Source organism: Propionicicella superfundia DSM 22317, from assembly GCF_000423465.1.
GTDB lineage: Bacteria > Actinomycetota > Actinomycetes > Propionibacteriales > Propionibacteriaceae > Propionicicella > Propionicicella superfundia.
On sequence record NZ_AUIA01000011.1, the window covers coordinates 37886 to 55144 of the forward strand.

The window sequence follows — 17259 nt, forward strand, 5'->3', positions numbered from 1 at the left end:
CGCAAGCTCGGCGGGGGCCAGTCCCGTCCGCGCTCACGGCACCGATCCCCGGACCACAGGACCACAGGTGCGGTTCGCGACCACCCGCCTCGCAAGCTCGGCGGGGGCCAGTCCCGTCCGCGCTCACGGCACCGATCCCCGGACCACAGGACCACAGGTGCGGCGGGGTCCGGCGTGGCTACACTTCGGCCGGGAAGCTACCGGGGGACCGGTAGCTTCCCGGCCTTGGCGTAGCGGCGTGGCCCGACGGGTAGCGACGTGGCCGACGGGTAGCGGCCCGGGCCGACGTGCCGCCGTCGGGTGGGGGCTCAGCCCTGGGACGCCCGCTGGACGGCGCGCAGCGCGAGGGTTGCCCACTGCTGGTCGCTGAAATCGAAGCTGCTCGACGGCGTCGCCCGCAGGAAGACGACGCGCGAGCCCACGTTCAGCACGGCGACGCGGTAGAGGGTCTTGTCGGGGGCCTGCGACAGTTCGAAGGACTGACCGGTCACCTTCGCGTTGCCCTGGCCGGTGCCGGTGACGTCCACCGGTTTGCTCACCGTGGCGGTGCGGGTGCGATCCCCGCAGTTGGCGATGTTCGTGCGCAGCGTGTTGCCGAACGACGTCGCCGCGTTCGCGTCGGAGAACGTGAACGAGATCATGTCGACCCCGAAGGTCACCGGGGCCGAGCTGTCGCCGGCGAGCACATAGCTCCTCGCCGCGCGGGTCTTCGGGCCCGAGACCGTGGACAGGTCGACGTTCTCGCACTGGGTGCCCGTGGCGCTGCTGATCGTGCTGGAGGTCCCCGCCCACGTACCGGCGCCGGACTTCACCCGCGGCAGATCGGCCGCTTCGAGCCACCCCTTCGTGCTGCCTGCGGGAGGCGGCGTGTCGGTCACGCCGGGCGAGGCCGGGCAGGTGCCTCCTCCGGCTTCGCACAACCGGGCGAGAGCCGTCTGGGCGACCGCGACGATCTTCTTCGCATCGGGGGCGCCGGACCTGGCCGCGACGTCCAGGATCGCGATGCTCTCCCCGGTGCGGGTGGCGAGGATCGTGTGGCGCACGAAGTCGGTGTCCAGCGCGTCGACGACGACACCGGTGGCCTCGTCGGCCAGGTTCGAGACCGACAGACCCGCTGCGAGGAAGGCCGGGCCGGGCGCGCAGGTCCCGAGGGCGGTGGAGATCTCGGCGAACGCCGTCGTCGCCGCGGCAGGGTCGGCGTAGGTCTGCACCAGTTGCAGGACGACCGGGTCGTCGTCGCCGGAGCCTTGCAGCACCTGCTCGCGAAGGGCCTCGGCCGACGTCGCGAGCGCCGCCGGATCGATGCACTGAGGCCGTGGCGTGTCGTTCTCGAAGGTCTCGGTGGACGACGCGACCGCCCAGGTCGTCGATGCGATCGAACCCAACTCGGACGGCTGCAGCATCGTGTGGGCGAGCGCGTCGATCTGCGACGCGTCGGCCGTCGGGGACACCGAGGCACCGGGCAGGCTGCGCGGGACGAGGACGAGCGTCAGGACGAGCGCGACGACGAGGGCGGCGACGCCACCGCCGATCGCGACCGTCCGCCGGGTGAGGAGGCTTCGCCTCCGCGTCGAGCCCGCGGAGGTCTCGGCGGGAGCCGGGATCGCCGTCTCGGCCGTCCGCTCGGGTCGCGCGGCCTTCGGGGCCGCGGCCCTCTTCTTCGGGACGTCGGTCTGCTGCGGCTCCGCGGCACGGGCCGCGGCCGGCTTCCGCCCCGACCGGCCGGTGCGAGGGAGGATGCGGGTCTCCTCGTCGGTGCCACCGGGCGGCGCCACGGCCGGAGCAGGGCTCGTCGGCTGCGCCGCGCCGGGGACGGACGGTCTCGGGAGGGACACCGTGTCCTCGATGTCCGCGGTGCCGGAACGGGAGGTCGAGGCCGGTCCTTGCCACGGCCGTGCCCACGGGGCCACCGGCGCGAGCTGGTCGGGTCGATCCTCCACCGTCTCCGCCGGGGGCAGCAGCGGCGTGAGTTCGGCACCTCCCGGGGCGGAGCCGGAGACCGGCGCCGCGGTGCCGGGGCCTGCAGGGCCTCCGGCCGGTGCAGCGGGCTCGGCGGATGCCTCGACCGGATCGTCGGACGGGGCTGCCGAGAATCGGCGCCCTGCCCCCGACGCCCTCTCGTCGGCGGCCGGGTCGGCCGCGAACCGCCCTCCGTGTGGCGGCGTCGCGGGGGACGAGGGCGAATGGTCGTCGCCCGACCCCGGCCCGTCGGTCGTGTCCTGGGCGGGGCCGGAGGCCGACGCGAAGCGGGCACCCCGACCGGTGGCGCCCGGCGCGGATGCGGAGCCCGGCGGGGTCTGCCCGGCGGGCTCTGTGCCGGGCGACGCGTCGGACGGGCCCGGCGATGGCGGCATCATGGCCCGCCTCGGCCGTGGTGTCTCGTCGGTCACATCGCCCCCGGGTGTCTGGACTGTTCACGGCAACAGTACCCGTGTGCGCAGACGCGGCAGTCGAGCGTGCAACCCGCCCGCGGGCGTGTCCGGCACCCGGGCGGGGCCGCACTGGGCGAGCATGGAGGGGCCATGCCGACACGACAGCGGAACTCAGACCACGTCTCCCTCCAGGTGGCGACGCCCTCCGACTCCGACTCGGGCGCGCCCCGATCGCCGTTCGGCGGACTCGTGCCGCAATGGATCCTGGGCGGCGCGACCGGAGCCCTGGGCGTGATTCTCGGGGGCTGGCTGCTGGTGTCCGTGTGGGCACTCGTCGGGTGGGGCACGGAGATGAAGGGCAGCGTCGGCACCGTCCTCGTGTTCGCCACGAGGGCCTGGCTGGCGGGCAACGGCACCGGGCTGCTGCTCGGCTCGACACTCATGACCGTCGTTCCGCTCGGCCTGACCGTCGCGTCCCTGGGCGGGCTGGCCGCCACGGGCTTCTTCGCAGCCCGGACCGGCCGGGGCGAGGACGGCGAGGACGAGCCGGCGGCGCCGTCCCGCGTCGTCCTGCAGACGACCATCGCGGCCACGGTCGCCTACGTCGGCGTCGTGGTCGTCCTCGCCCTCGCCTTCACCGAACCCCTCCAGGCGGCACGCGGCCTCGGGACGTCGCTCGTCATCGCCGTGCTCGCCGCAGGCGGAGGCGCCTGCGCCGGCGTGAGACTGCCCGTGCTCGATCTCCTCCCGGGGTGGGTGCGCTGGGGCGCCCGGGCCGTCGGCGCCGGTCTCGCCGTGCTCGTCGTGCTCGCCGTCGCGACGTTCGTCGTCGCGCTCGTCGCCCACTGGGACCGGATCATGGCACTGTCGGCGGAGCTGAACCTGGCACCCGTCCCGGCCGCAGTGCTGTTCCTCGGCCAGGGCGCGTTCTGGCCGAATTACCTGCTGTGGGCCGGGAGCTGGGCCCTCGGCGGAGGCCTGTCGATCGGCTCCGGCACCGCCGTGACCGTGGTGTCCACCACCCTCGGGCTGCTCCCGGCGTTTCCCGTCCTCGGGGCCCTGCCGCAGGCGGGCGCGGCCGAGCCGGGCCAGGTGTTCTGGCTTGCCGGCGGCGTGGTCGCCGGGGCAGTCGCCGGCGTCTTGGCCGTGCGATCGTGGTGGGCCGAGGACGAGAGCGAGCGGGTGGAGATCGCGGGCGCCGTGGGGCTGGCGGCGGGGCTCGCCACGGCCGCGTGCTGGGTGGCGCTGGCCGCCGTCTCCCGAGGCGACCTCGGAGCGACCCGACTGATCGACGTCGGCCCTCGACTGCTCGAGCTGGCGGGATTCTCGGCCGGTCTGCTCGGGATCTCCGGGGCCCTGTTCGGAACCGGCTATGCCGTGTGGCTGTCGCGGAAGGCGTCCTTGGCCGGACTGGCCGCCGGCGCATCGTCACCCGGCGACGCCGCGGACGACGCCGACGCGACCAGACCGCTGCCGCGCTCCCGGAGCGACGTCGACGAGACGGCACCGCTGCCCCCCGCCTCGCCGGGCCCCCCGGCCGGGGCCGACTGACGGGCGTCGGGCCGCACAGCGGGGAGCGGAGCCGAAGAGGGGCGGGGACCCTCATCTGACGGGCCCGGCGCGACCACGCCGGCCCATCCCGGTAGGGTGACCCCGTGGCGAAGCGCGTGGTTGTCCTCGTGTCCGGGTCGGGCACGCTGCTCCAGGCCATCATCGACGCGGTCGCCGAGGGTCGACTCGACATCGACCTCGTGGCCGTCGGATCGGACAGGCCCGACGCACACGGGCTCGCCCGGGCGCGCGCGGCCGGCGTGGACACCTTCGTGGTCGAGCTGGCAAAGGGCGCCGATCGTGCGGCCTGGGATCGCGAGCTGCGGGACGCCGTGGCCGCCCACGACCCCGACCTCGTCGTCGGCGCCGGATTCCTGCGGATCGTCGGGCCCGCGTTCCTCGAGCGCTTCGGCGGCCGCATGATCAACTCGCATCCCGCGCTGCTGCCCTCCTTCCCGGGCGTTCACGGCGTCCGCGACGCCCTCGCGCACGGGGTCAAGGTGTCGGGCACCACGATCTTCTGGGTGGACGCCGGGGTCGACACCGGCGCGATCATCGCCCAGCACGCCGTCCCCGTCCTCCCCGGTGACACCGAGGACGACCTGACGGAGCGCATCAAGGAGGTCGAGCGGCCCCTGCTCGTGGCCACGATCGCCGACCTCACCCGCACGCCCGAGAGGAACCCATGACCGACCGCATCCAGCTCCGCCGCGCACTGGTGTCCGTCTACGACAAGGACGGCCTCGCCGACCTGGGCGCCGACCTGGCCGCCGCGGGCGTCGAGATCGTCTCGACGGGCTCCACCGCCGCCACCCTGGCCGCCGCGGGGATCCCGGTCGTTCCGGTCGAGCAGGTCACCGGGTTCCCCGAGTGCCTGGACGGCCGCGTGAAGACGCTGCACCCGCACATCCACGCCGGCATCCTCGCCGACCGGAGGCTGGAGTCCCACCGCGCGCAGCTCGACGAACTCGGCGTGAAGCCGTTCGACCTCGTCGTCAGCAACCTGTATCCGTTCGCCGCCACCGTCGCCTCCGGCGCATCGCCCGACGAGTGCGTGGAGCAGATCGACATCGGCGGCCCGTCGATGGTGCGCGCCGCGGCCAAGAACCACCCCAGCGTCGCGATCGTGACGTCTCCGGGCCAGTACGGCCTGGTCCGGGCGGCGCTGGCCGCGGGCGGCTTCACGCTCCCCGAGCGCCGGGAACTGGCCGCGGCAGCCTTCCGGCACACCGCCGACTACGACGTGGCGGTGGCCTCCTGGATGACATCGGACCTGCTGGCGGAGCAACCCGCCTCCTGGGTCGGACGCACCTACCGCCTCATCGGGTCGCTGCGGTACGGCGAGAACGCGCATCAGCCGGCCGCCCACTACCGTGACTCGTCCCTGAACGCCGGGCTGACCGCCGCGACGCAACTCCACGGCAAGGAGATGTCCTACAACAACTACACCGACGGGGACGCCGCCTATCGCGCCGCGTACGACTTCGCCGAGCCCGCGGTCGCCATCATCAAGCACGCCAATCCCTGCGGCATCGCGGTCGGGTCCGACATCGCGGCCGCCCACGCCGCCGCGCACGCCTGCGACCCGGTCTCGGCGTACGGCGGCGTGATCGCCGCCAACCGCCCGGTGAGCGTCACGATGGCCGAACAGATCGCGCCCGTGTTCACCGAGGTCGTCATCGCACCCGGCTACGAGGACGGTGCGTTGGAGGTCCTCACCCGCAAGAAGAACGTCCGCATCCTGCAGGCCCCGGCGTACCCGGCGGCGGCCGCCGAGCTCAGGCCGGTCACCGGCGGCGTCCTCGTCCAGGCGCCCGACAGGATCGACGCGCCCGGCGACGACCCGGCGAACTGGACGCTCGTGGCGGGGGAGCCCGCGGACGCCGCCACCCTCGCCGACCTCGTCTTCGCCTGGCGGGCATGCCGCGCGGTGAAGTCGAACGCCATCCTGCTGGCCCACGGCGGTGCCTCGGTCGGCGTCGGGATGGGGCAGGTGAACCGCGTCGACTCGTGCCGGCTGGCGGTGGACAGGGCCGGGGACCGCGCCCGCGGATCGGTTGCGGCCTCCGACGCGTTCTTCCCCTTCAGTGACGGCCCGCAGATCCTGCTCGACGCGGGCGTGCGCGCCATCGTCCAGCCGGGCGGGTCGGTGCGGGACGAGGAGACGTTCGCGGCCGCGGCCGCGGCGGGCGTCACCATGTACACGACCGGCACGCGGCACTTCTTCCACTGAGCAGCGGCTCGGCCGCCACGAGACGGTGCCCGGCCGCATCTCGTCAGGCCCGCCGTCGGCCGCTACGCTCGCGAGGAAGGAGGCGGCTATGCCGAAGATCGTTGACTATGCGCAGCGCAGGTCGGAGATCGTCGACGGGTTCCTCACCCTGATCGCGAAGGAGGGGTTGGCCAATGCGACATCGCGGTCGCTGGCCGACCACCTCGGGGTGTCCAACGGGGCTCTGTGGCGCTACTTCTCCGACAAGAACGACCTTCTCACCGAGGCCAACGAGAAGGTCATCGAGAACACCCACAAACGGGCGCTGGAGGCGCTGGCCGACGTGCGGGGGGTCGAGGCCGTCGTCACGCTGGTGGAGGCCCTTCTCCCGCTGACCCCGATCTCCAAGGACGAGGCGCGGATCGTCGTCGGGTTCTGGGGGCTCGCGTCGTCCAGCCTCAGTGTCGAGCGGGTCGGCCGGCCCGAACTCGTGGAATGGGGCGGCATGCTGCGGTCCCTGCTCGACGAGGCGGTCTCGCTCGGGGAGCTGTCGCCGGATGCGCCGCTGGACGCCCTCGCGGCGATGTTCATGGCGCAGGTCGTGAACGCGCAGATCGAGTTCGTGTTCAAGGGCGACCTCGGCACCGACGACATGGCCGCTCCGGTGCGTGCGCTGCTGGACGCCTTCCGTCCCTGAGTCCCCACGCCGCCACGCCGTGAGACGCCGACGTCGCGCGGCCCGTGGAGGCAAGGCGAAACACGTTCTTCACACGGACGCAACTTTTCAGTGTACGTGCGCTCATTAACGTGTGCGTCATCGGAGCTTTCACGGGCGGGAGCACACGGGCGAGGCGGGGTCGAGGGGTGTTGAACCCCAGGGTCCGGTCGCCGTCTCGTGACTTCTGTCCGCAGGCCTGAAGCCTCCGATGGCGGTGGTGTCTCTTGCGGGACGCCCAAGGTCGCCACACGCCGAGAGGTCCGGGAGCCCGCGCTGCGGGCCGCCCCGGCACGCTCTGATCGATCCCCCCGACGGTCGGCGCGCATCCCGCCTCGTCCCTTCGTAACAGGAGTACGCCCTGCGGTCGTCAGGGCGTGCTCCGACACCGCACGAAAGGAACCGACCGTGTCGACCCGCACAAGACGCCTCGTGGCAGCCCTTGCCGCCCTGACGACCGGACTGGCGCTCACCGCCTGTTCGACTCCCGACTCACAGTCCTCCACGGCGACGGAGGGGTCGAAGGGCGCCCTCGCCTGGAGCTTCCCGACGCAGGACGTGAACATCTGGAACTCCCAGCTCACGCTGATGAAACCGATCATCGAGGACGCCGGCTACGAGTTCCTCACCGACAGCCCCAACTTCGACGTCAAGACGCAGGTCAACGACTGGGAGTCGTGGGTCGCACGCGGCGACGTCAAGGCGATCGGCGGCTTCCCGGCCGACGTCGACTCGGTCGTGGCCGTCACGGCCCAGGCGACGGCGGCGAACATCCCCGTCATCGGGTACGCCGTGAAGTGGGACGGCGTCGACTACGCCACCCTGATCTCCAACTACGACGCCGGGTACAGCGTCGGCAAGGCCGCCGGAGAGTGGATCGTCGCCACCTACGGGACGGAGAAGATCGACGTCGCGCTGCTCGCCGACACGACCTCCCAGCTCGGCCAGGACCAGCTCAAGGGCCTCAAGGAAGGCCTCGCCGCGACGGACGCGAGCATCACCGTGACCGACCTGGAGGCGAAGACCCGCGACGACGGGTACAAGCAGGCGCAGAGCAACCTCGTCGCGCACCCGAACACGGCCGTCTGGCTGGGGATCGGCGCCGACATGATCCACGGCGCCCGGCAGGCGCTCATCGACTCGGGCGTCTCGGCGACCGGAGGCAAGCACTACGTCAGCGCGACCGACGCCGACAACGAGGCGCTCGACCTCATCAAGACGGGCACCGACATGTGGCAGACGTCCTTCGCATGGAAGGCGGCCGACCTCGCCGAGGCGAACGCCAAGCAGCTCATCTCTGCGGCCGAGGGGACGATCTCCGGAGACATCACCGTGGGCGTGACGCAGGTGACCAAGGACAATGTCGACGACTTCCGGACGGAGTGAGGCCCGCCCGGCGGGGGAGGAGCCAGGAGGCTCTCTCCCCGCCGGCTCGGCCGGCCTCACCAACCCTCCGGGGACGCCACCGCGGATCGCCTTCGCAGACGTCAGCAAGTACTTCGGGGCGACCGTCGCGCTCGACGGCGTGACCTTCGAGGTGGCGCCCGGCGAGATCGTCGGGCTCCTGGGGCACAACGGGGCGGGCAAGTCCACGCTGATCAACGTCGCGAGCGGCGCACTGCAGCCCTCCACCGGGCGCATGCTTCTCGACGGGCGGTTCATGGACTCGCCCAGCCCGGCCGCCATGGCCGAGGCGGGGCTGTGCGTCGTGAGCCAGGTGCCCGCGCTCATCCCCGGCATCTCGATCCTGGACAACCTGTTTCTCGGCGACAAGCGGCGTTCGACCCGCGCCCAGCGGATCGAGCGCGCCCACGCCGCGCTGACCGAGGTCGGGCTCGGCCATCTGTCGCTGCGGACGATCGCGTCCCAGCTCTCCGTCGGGGAGCGCCAGCTCGTCGACCTGGCACGCGGGCTCGTCCGGGGCGACATCCGGATCCTGCTCCTGGACGAGCCGACGGCCGCCCTCGGCCTTCCCGAGACGGCCAATCTGCACCGCCTCGTCCGGGGATTCGCCGCCTCCGGGACAGCCGTCGTGTACGTCTCGCATCGGCTTCCCGACATCATGGACATCTGCTCGCGAGCCGTCGTCCTGAACGCCGGGGCGGTCGTCCTCGACGCCTCGATGGACGGCCTCTCGCTGGACGACCTCGCCGCGGCGCTGGCCCCCGGGTTCACGAAGGCCGAGTCCACCACGGCGACCCCCGGCGAGATCGTGCTCGGCGTCCACGACCCCGACCCCGACGGGCTCGAACTGGAGTTCCGGGCCGGGGAGGTCGTCGGGATCTTCGGCATGGCCGCAGGCATCGAGTTCGACATCCTGACGGCCGCCTTCGGTCTCGGCAGGAACCGGAAGACGACCGGCCTCACGTTCGATCTGCACGGTCGGCCGTTCACTCCGCGCAGCCCTCGACAGGCCATCCGGGCGGGGGTCCACCTCGTCCCGGCGGACCGTGAGACCGACGGCCTCGCGCACAACCTGTCCGCCCGCGACAACGTGATGCTGCCCTGGTTCGGCTCCTATGCCCGCGCCGGTGCCATCGGCAGGACGACCGGGGTGGCCGCCTACGAGGAGGGACGCACGCTGTTCAACGTGCAAGGACCGCCGGGGACCCACTCGATCGACGAGTTCAGCGGCGGCAACCGGCAGAAGCACCTCATCGCGCGCTGGACGCTCCCACGACGGCCGGAGCTGCTCCTGCTGCTGCAGCCCACCCAGGGGGTGGACGTCGGCGGCAAGAACGACATCATCCGGGCCGTCCAGGAGTACGCCGCGCAGGGCATGTGCGTTGTCGTGGCGTCGTCGGAGTCCGACGAGATCATGCGCATGTGCCACCGCGCGTACGTGGTGTACGGCCATCGCCACGCGCTCATCCCGGCCGGCGCCGACATGGAGGGACAGCTTCTCTCGACCCTGCTGGCCCTGGCCGGCGACGCCGTCTCGACTGGAGGACAAGCCTCGTGAAGACACCCACATCCGAACAAGTGCGGCTGTTCCTCGTCCGCAACGGCGTGCTGTTCGCCCTCATCGCCCTGATCGCGGTGTTCGGCGTCCTCAACCCGCGGTTCCTGACGGTCCAGAACATCCAGACGATCCTGCTGCAGATCTCCGAGCTCGGGCTCATCGCTCTCCCGGTGGCGTTCATCGTGATGCAGGGCACGGTGGACATGTCGGTCGGCTCGGTCGCGACCCTGGCCGCCGTGGCGGGCGGCTACACGATGGTCGCGACGGGAAACCCCCTCGCGGGCGTCGCGGTCGGGCTCGCGGTGGGCGTCGCCGCCGGGGCGATCAACGGATTCCTCGTCGCGTGGGTCCGTCTCAATCCGTTCGTCGTGACCCTGGGCTTCCTCAGCGCCTGGGGCGGCCTGGCCCTGTTCCTCACCAACGGCAAGACCGTCTCGGGACTGCCCAAGTCCTTCACGGCGCTCGGGTCGCTGTCGGTGCTCGGGATCCGGCTGCAGATCATCCTGCTGATCCTCGCGATCGCGCTGGCCTGGTTCATCCTGGAGCACACGGCGCGCGGCCGGGAGATCCTCGCGGTCGGCGGAAGCATGCGCGCCTCTCACCTCATGGGCCTTCCCGTGGAGGGCATCAAGGTCTCCACCTACATCGTGTCGGGCGGGGTGGCGGCCTTCGTGGGCCTGCTGCTCGCCGCCAAGCTGGGCGCGGTCAGCCCCGTCGTCGGGCAGGGACTGGAAGTGGATGCCCTCACCGTCGTCCTGCTCGGCGGGGTGGCGTTCGAAGGGGGCTCGGGTCGCATCAGCGGCATCGTCTACGGCCTGGTGTTCGTGGGCGTCCTCAAGAACGGGCTCGTGATCCTGGGCGTGTCGGCATACCTGCAGACCGTTCTCGTCGGCCTCACCCTCGTCGCGGCCGTCCTGCTCGACAAGACCATTCAGCAGGCGGTGGGGCGGGCCATCGCCACGCGGGGCCGCCGACAGGCCGCGGCCCAGCGACCCACCGCCGCCATCTCCGACTGACATCTCACCGGATCCCACAGGAGTATCAGCATGACGACCCATGCGTTCAACGACACCGCCCACTGGCTGCCGCTCGATCAACTGGAGCCCGGGTTCGACGCCAACAAGGCGGCGACCTCGGCCCTGCTCGACGGGACGTCGATCTCGATCACGACCGGGGACGGGACCGTCATCGGCCACGACTTCGCCGGCGGGACGGTGACGTGGACCCTGACCCAGCCCGACGGCGGCCTGGACCTCGGCACCGACCCGTACGAGGCGTTCCAGGTGGCCGACGGCCTGTTCTACGTCCAGTTCCACCATGCACGGACGCATCCGGAGGAGGCCGTCTCCGCGTTCTTCGACCTGTCCAACGGCGTCGCCCTGTGCGTCCTGTCGTTCATCGGGCCCGCCGGCGGTGACGGTGCGACCCGGGTGACCCAGCAGTTCGTCCCCGCCACCGTCAACGGCGCCTCCGACCGCGGGCCGCTGCCCGTCCCGACCGAGGATCTCGTCGGGCGCAGGGTGTTGTGGCGTTACAGCGCGCAGCACGTCTACGAGCACTACTACCTGAACGACCTCTGGTACACGTGGCACTGCGTCACCGGCCCCGAGGGCGGTCAGGCCGACACCGACGAGCAGACCACCTACCGGCTCCGGCCGGGCATCTACGTGTTCGCGTGGCGCGAGAAGGTCATCCCCTGCGCGTCGGTCACGGTCGCCGACCACCGCGACGCCCTGGCGCTGCGATCGCACGGCGTCCTCTTCGGGCTCAACGAGGACGAGACCAGGCTCAGCCACTTCACCTTCGGCGCGCACGGCTCCCTCGTCGGCATCTCCGACCCCGTGGGCGCCCTCGAATCGACCGCTCGGCATTCCGAACAGAGGAGGAACTGACATGGCACCCGACACGATCTTCAGCAACGCCCGCGTGTACACCGGCGATGCGGCGCAACCGTGGGCGGAGGCCTTCGCCGTCGCGGACGGTCGCATCGTCGCCGTCGGCGACGCGGCTGCCGCCGGCACCTGGACGGCGGAGGGGACGGCCTCGGTCGACCTGGGCGGGCGGTTCGTCATGCCGGGATTCGTGGACGCCCACAACCACTTCTGGCTGCAGGGGCGCACCGAGGCCTACGAATGCCCGATCGATCCGACGCTCGATCTCGACGGCGTCCTCGCCGCGATCCGGGCCGCCGTCGCGGACCTGCCCGCCGGCACGTGGGCCGTCATCAGCCCGTACAGCGCGGCCGTCGCGATGGAGATCGAACACGCCGACGTCCTGCGGCGACTCGACGAGGCGACAGGGAACCACCCGGTCATGGTGCGGGAGTACAGCCGGCACAACCGGTGGGCGAACAGCGCGGCGCTGGCGGCCGCCGGGATCGGTCCGGACACGCCGCAACCCGCCGACGGGGTCATCGTCACCGACCCGGTCACCGGCGGGCTCACCGGCGTCCTGTACGAGGGTGCGGGGCTGCCGGTGGAGCATGCGTTCCTCGACTGGGCCGGCTACACCCCCGACGACTACCTCGCGATGGTCGCGGAGGGCATGCGGATCCTCAACAGCTACGGGATCACGGCCTGTCTCGACGCGGGGGCGTCGTGGGAGATGATGGTCGGCGCGAAGCGGCTCGACGAGACCGGCGGGATGACCGCGTGGGCCGTCAGCGGAATGCCCTTCTACGAGCAGATCTTCGGCTACCGGCTGACCGGTCCCGGTCTGTTCGCCAAGGGCGCCGAGTGCCGCTCGCGGCACCATCGACCCGACTTCATCAAGGTCTTCCTGGACGGCATCCCGCCGGCCCGGACGGCCGCGTTCTCCCGGCCGTACCTGCCCGCGCCCGGGGCGGCCGACGAGGACTTCTGCGGCGAGACGCTGTTCACCACCGATGCACTGGCGGAACTGCTCTCCGACGGGGCGCGCGACGGCCTGTCGGCGGTCGTCCACTGCACGGGCGACGGCTCCGTCCACACGGCTCTGGACGCCATCGAGCGGGTGCGTGCCGCCGGGTTCACCGAGCCCAGCTACCACATCTCGCACTGCCAGTTCATCCAGCCCGCCGACATCGCGCGCTTCGCGGAGTTGGACGTCGTGGCCGAGATCTCTCCCTACTACTGGGTCCCGGGGCCGGTGCCGACGGCGATCGCGAGCGTCGTCCCGGCCGAGATCTCCGACCACATCCATCCGAATCGCGACCTCGCGGACGCCGGGGTGAAGATCGTGGTCGGCTCCGATTGGCCGTGCAGCGACACGCCCGACGCGTGGTACGCCATCCATGGGCTGGTCACCCGGACCGATCCGCTGGGCCTGGCCCCGGGCGCGTTGACCCCCGAGCAGGCGCTGACGCTGGAGGAGGCCATCGCGGCCTGTACCTCGGAGGCGGCCGACTCGCTCGGGCTGGGGACGGAGACCGGGTCGCTGGCGGCGGGCAAGTCGGCGGACTTCATCGTCCTCGACCGCGACCCCTTCGAGATCGAGCCGACCGAGCTGTCCCACGTGACGGTGACGGAGACCTGGTTCGAGGGCAGGCGGGTCTTCGAGCGGGCGTGACACCCGCTGGGACGTCCCGGCCCGGGGTCCGGCCGCCACCCCTGCCCGCGCAGCAACGCCGCCCCGGGCGTGGCGAGCGGGCGACGTGGTGCGCGAGCACCGCGGGAAGCGGTCAGGACGGATCCAGGAGGTGCCGTTCCGCCTCGGCGACGTCCTCGTCGAACGGATTGGACGGAACCGTGGCGCGGATCACCGAGCCGTCCTCGCGGACGGTGCCCTCGATGTCGCTCACCAGCGGACGTCCCTCCAGCAGCCGCGGCTGCTCCACGGCGACGACGAGCGGGACGCCGCGAGTGACCTCGAGCGGGCGACCCTGCACGGTGATCGGCAGGGAGGCGGCGTCGCCGGTCTCCAGCGTGAACGTGATCGTGTCCCGTTCGACCCGCACCCGCAGGCGATTGCCGTGGATGGTGAGCCGGTAGGTGAGCGCTGCCCAGTCGTCGGGCAGACGCGGGTCGAAGCTCCACACGCCGAGGTAGTCGCGCATCCCGCCGAATCCGGCGACGAGCGCATTCCAGACACCTCCGAGCGACGCGACGTGGACCCCGGCGTCGGTGTTGCGATGCAGGTCGGCGAGGTCCACGAAGACGGCGGTGCGGAAGTACCCGAGCGCGAGGTCGGCGTACCCCACCTCGGCGGCGATGATCGACTGCACGACGGAGGACAGGGTCGAGTCGCCTGTCGTCAGCGGGTCGTAGTACTCGAAGTCGGCCCGTTTCTCCTCCAGCGTGAACTCGTCGCCCTGCAGGTAGAGGGCGAGAACCACGTCGGCCTGCTTGAGCACCTGGTGCCGGTAGATCACCAGCGGGTGATAGTGCAGCAGCAGGGGGCGCTTGTCGGCCGGGGTGTTCTGCAGATCCCACAGTTCCTTCGACAGGAAGTCGTCGTCCTGCGGGTGGATGCCGAGGCGGTCGTCGAACGGCACGTGCATGGATTCGGCGATGCGGGAGAACTCGGTGATCTCGTCCTCGGTGAGCGACAGCCGCTGCCGCGCGCTGCGGTACGCCGCGGCATCGTGGCCGGCCAGCCAGCGCAGATTGCGGACGGCGGCCCGCAGGTTGGCGCGGGCCATCACGTTGGTGAACAGGTTGTCGTTGACGACGGCGGTGTACTCGTCGGGTCCGGTCACGCCGTGGATGTGGAACTCCTCGGAGCCGGAGTCACCGTCGATGCGGCGCCAGAAGCCCAGGTCGGCCCACAGCCGGGCCGTCTCGACGAGGATGTCGATGCCCTCCCGGGCCAGGAAGTCGCGGTCGCCGGACGCCGCGACGTATTGCGACAGCGCGTGCGAGATGTCGGCATCGATGTGGTACTGGGCCGTTCCGGCGGCGTAGTACGCCGAGGCCTCCTCGCCGTTGATCGTGCGCCACGGGTACAGGGCGCCCCGCTGGTTGACGCTGACGGCGCGGCGGCGGGCGGCGTCCAGCATCGTGTAGCGGAAGCGCAGCCCGTTGCGGGCGAAGGAGGGCGACGTGTAGGTGAGGAAGGGAAGGGCGTAGATCTCGGTGTCCCAGAAGTAGTGTCCGTCGTAGCCCGAGCCGGTCTGGCCCTTCGCGGGGATGCCGGCGCCCTCTGCGCGCGCGGAGGCCTGGATGAGCTGGAACAGGTTCCAGCGCACCGCCTGCTGCAGTTCGGGCTGGTCGGCGATCTCGACGTCGCTGCGCTCCCAGAAGTCGTCCAGCCAGGCGCGCTGCCGGGCGAAGAGCGCGGCGGTCCCGGAGTCCTTCGCCCGGTCGAGCGTGCGGCGGCAGCGATCGACGAGTTCCAGCGGCGGGACCACCCTGGAGGTGTGGTAGCTGACCGTCTTCGTGACCCGCGTCGTGGTGCCCGCCGTGCCGTGGATGCGCCACACGTACTTGGCGACATCGTCGGAGACCTGGGTCCGGACCTCGTAGTCGTCGGAGGTCTCGATGGTGTGGTCGGCGGCCACGGCGAGCGTCATCCCCGACGCGGCGACGCGGTATCCGAGCACCGACCGTCCGCCGCCCTCCCATTTGGAGACCGGTTCCAGGACGCGCCCGGCCAGGTTCGCCGCGCGTCGCGGGTCGAATCCCGTCCCCATCGCCTCGGCTCGCACGTGGAACTCGTCCTGCCCGTCCTGCCGGTTGAGGATCTCGCAGCTCACCACGAGCGGCGCGTCGGCGTCGAGCAGGGTGATCTCGTAGTCCATGACCACCAGGTGCCGTTCGGAGAACGACACCATCCGCCGCGAGCGGAGCTGGACGTGTTTGCCGGACGGCGTCCGCCAGGTGAGCTCGCGCGTCAGCACCCCGTCGCGGAACGACAGCGACCGCTCGTAATGCTGCAGGTCGGCGACGCTCAGCAGCAGGGGCTCGTCGTCGACGTACAGCCGCATGACCTTCGCGTCGGGGGCGTTGACGATGGTCTGCCCCACCTTGGCGAAGCCGAACGCCTCCTCCGCGTGATGGATCGGCCACACCTCGTGCAGGCCGTTGACGAAGGTGCCGTGAGCGAAGGAGTCGCGGCCCTCCTCGACGTTGCCGCGCAGGCCGATGTAGCCGTTGGCGACGGAGAAGAGGGACTCGGTGACGCCCAGGTCACGGGCGTCGAAGCGGATTTCGCGCAAGGCCCACGGGTCGACCGGGAAGCGGGTCCGGTCGAGGGGGTCGGCCTTCGCCGGCCTCACGAGTCGCTCCGGCGCGTGCCGTGGGCTCGTCGGCCGAGAGCGGACGGTGGTACTGCGGTCACGAGGCCCCTCTTCTCGGTTGGTGCTGCGCAGAGACTACCCCGCGGATCCCCTGCCGCAGAAGGTGACCCGCGCGCGTCGGATCGCGGAACGGGGGAGCGCCGCCTCGAGGGGATGGCCCGTCGCGGAGCCGGGGCGCACCGGCGTCTCGGCGAGGCGGGATTCCCGCGGAGTCCGGCCCGCTGTGAACCTGTCGTCCGCGGTCGTGCCCGCCGGGTCCGCCCCTAAGATGGGCACCGCCGTGGCTGGGCGATCGAGCACAGGCAGGGCAGGATGCGGCGGACGATTCACGGACGTGGGAGCGGCGGATGGTGGCGGAGAAGATCGACGGTCTCGCGGTCGCGAGGACTATCAAGACGGACCTCGCGGAGCGGGTCGCGATCCTGGCGGCGGCCGGGCACCGGCCCGGGCTCGGGACGGTGCTCGTCGGGCAGGATCCCGGCTCGATCAGCTATGTCAGGGGCAAGCACCGCGACTGCGCCGAGGTCGGCATCGAGTCGCTGCGCGAAGACCTCCCGGGCGATGCGTCGGCGGCCGACGTCGCCGCGGCCGTCGCGCGCCTCAACGACGATCCGCGGTGCACGGGCTTCATCGTCCAGTTGCCGCTGCCCCCGCAGGTGGACGACACCTGGGCGCTCGGCCTGGTCGACCCCGAGAAGGATGCCGACGGGCTGCACCCCCTCAACCTCGGGCGCCTCGTGCTCAACACCCCCGGCCCGCTGCCGTGCACCCCGCGCGGGGTGGTGGAGCTGCTGCACCGCTACGAGGTGCCGCTCGCCGGTGCGCGGGTCGCCGTCGTCGGCCGGGGAACCACGGTCGGCCGTCCGCTGGGCCTGCTCCTCACCCGCAGGTCGGAGAACGCGACGGTGACGCTGTGCCACACGGGCACGATCGACCTGCCGTCGCTCACGCGGCAGGCCGACGTGGTCGTCGCGGCCGCCGGGTCGCCCGGACTGATCACGGCCGACCACGTGCGTCCGGGCGCGGTCGTGGTGGATGTGGGGATCACGCGGACGGCCGCCGGCCTCGCCGGCGACGTCGACGCGTCGGTGTGGGACGTCGCGAGCCTGGTCGCACCCGTGCCCGGCGGCGTCGGGCCGATGACGCGCGCGATGCTGCTGACCAACGTCGTCGAACGGGCGGAGCACCTCGCCCGTGCCTAAGCAGCGGGGCCCGCGAACCCACTGGACCGAC

At 71.8% G+C, this 17259-nt stretch carries 12 protein-coding genes; 10 read left to right on the forward strand and 2 right to left on the reverse strand.

Annotated features, from left to right (window positions below; translation table 11 throughout):
* Positions 1-308: 308 nt before the first annotated feature.
* The gene (locus tag G555_RS0100195; RefSeq protein ID WP_028707312.1) at positions 309-2357 is read right to left on the reverse strand and encodes a hypothetical protein; all 2049 of its coding nucleotides are present in this window, start codon (positions 2355-2357) and stop codon (positions 309-311) included.
* A 165-nt stretch (positions 2358-2522) separates the two neighbouring features.
* On the opposite strand from G555_RS0100195, the gene G555_RS22080 reads away from it, so the two are divergent.
* The 9 genes from G555_RS22080 to G555_RS0100240 all read left to right on the forward strand — a co-directional run bounded on the left by G555_RS22080 (position 2523) and on the right by G555_RS0100240 (position 13358).
* A complete protein-coding gene (locus G555_RS22080) occupies positions 2523-3923 on the forward strand; it encodes a cell division protein PerM (protein ID WP_028707313.1) in 1401 nt (466 codons plus the stop codon).
* 104 nt (positions 3924-4027) lie between these two features.
* A complete protein-coding gene (gene purN, locus G555_RS0100205; protein WP_028707314.1) occupies positions 4028-4612 on the forward strand; it encodes a phosphoribosylglycinamide formyltransferase in 585 nt (194 codons plus the stop codon).
* Entirely contained in the window at positions 4609-6156 is a 1548-nt protein-coding gene (gene purH, locus G555_RS0100210; protein ID WP_028707315.1) for a bifunctional phosphoribosylaminoimidazolecarboxamide formyltransferase/IMP cyclohydrolase, read from the forward strand. The genes purN and purH overlap by 4 nt, the downstream gene beginning before the upstream one ends.
* A gap of 88 nt (positions 6157-6244) precedes the next feature.
* Entirely contained in the window at positions 6245-6832 is a 588-nt protein-coding gene (locus G555_RS20930) for a TetR/AcrR family transcriptional regulator (RefSeq protein WP_051207995.1), read from the forward strand.
* 426 nt (positions 6833-7258) lie between these two features.
* Complete coding sequence (locus G555_RS0100220) at positions 7259-8236, forward strand: sugar ABC transporter substrate-binding protein (protein ID WP_028707316.1); 978 nt, start codon at positions 7259-7261, stop codon at positions 8234-8236.
* Positions 8211-9812, forward strand: a complete 1602-nt coding sequence (locus G555_RS16925; RefSeq protein WP_051208001.1) for an ATP-binding cassette domain-containing protein — start codon at positions 8211-8213, stop codon at positions 9810-9812. Before G555_RS0100220 ends, G555_RS16925 begins: the two co-directional genes overlap by 26 nt.
* Positions 9809-10828 (forward strand): ABC transporter permease, encoded by a 1020-nt coding sequence (locus tag G555_RS16930; protein WP_051208005.1) that lies wholly within the window; start codon positions 9809-9811, stop codon positions 10826-10828. Before G555_RS16925 ends, G555_RS16930 begins: the two co-directional genes overlap by 4 nt.
* 30 nt (positions 10829-10858) lie before the next feature.
* Complete coding sequence (locus G555_RS16935; protein WP_051208008.1) at positions 10859-11704, forward strand: MoaF C-terminal domain-containing protein; 846 nt, start codon at positions 10859-10861, stop codon at positions 11702-11704.
* Position 11705: 1 nt separating this feature from the next.
* Positions 11706-13358, forward strand: a complete 1653-nt coding sequence (locus tag G555_RS0100240; RefSeq protein ID WP_028707317.1) for an amidohydrolase — start codon at positions 11706-11708, stop codon at positions 13356-13358.
* A gap of 112 nt (positions 13359-13470) precedes the next feature.
* Here the strand turns inward: G555_RS0100240 and G555_RS0100245 are convergent, their stop codons facing one another.
* Positions 13471-16005 (reverse strand): glycoside hydrolase family 65 protein, encoded by a 2535-nt coding sequence (locus G555_RS0100245; protein ID WP_028707318.1) that lies wholly within the window; start codon positions 16003-16005, stop codon positions 13471-13473.
* Between the two features lie 368 nt (positions 16006-16373).
* Here G555_RS0100245 and G555_RS0100250 point away from each other — a divergent pair, with 368 nt between their 5' ends.
* Positions 16374-17228, forward strand: a complete 855-nt coding sequence (locus G555_RS0100250; RefSeq protein WP_028707319.1) for a bifunctional methylenetetrahydrofolate dehydrogenase/methenyltetrahydrofolate cyclohydrolase — start codon at positions 16374-16376, stop codon at positions 17226-17228.
* The last annotated feature ends 31 nt before the right edge of the window (positions 17229-17259 follow it).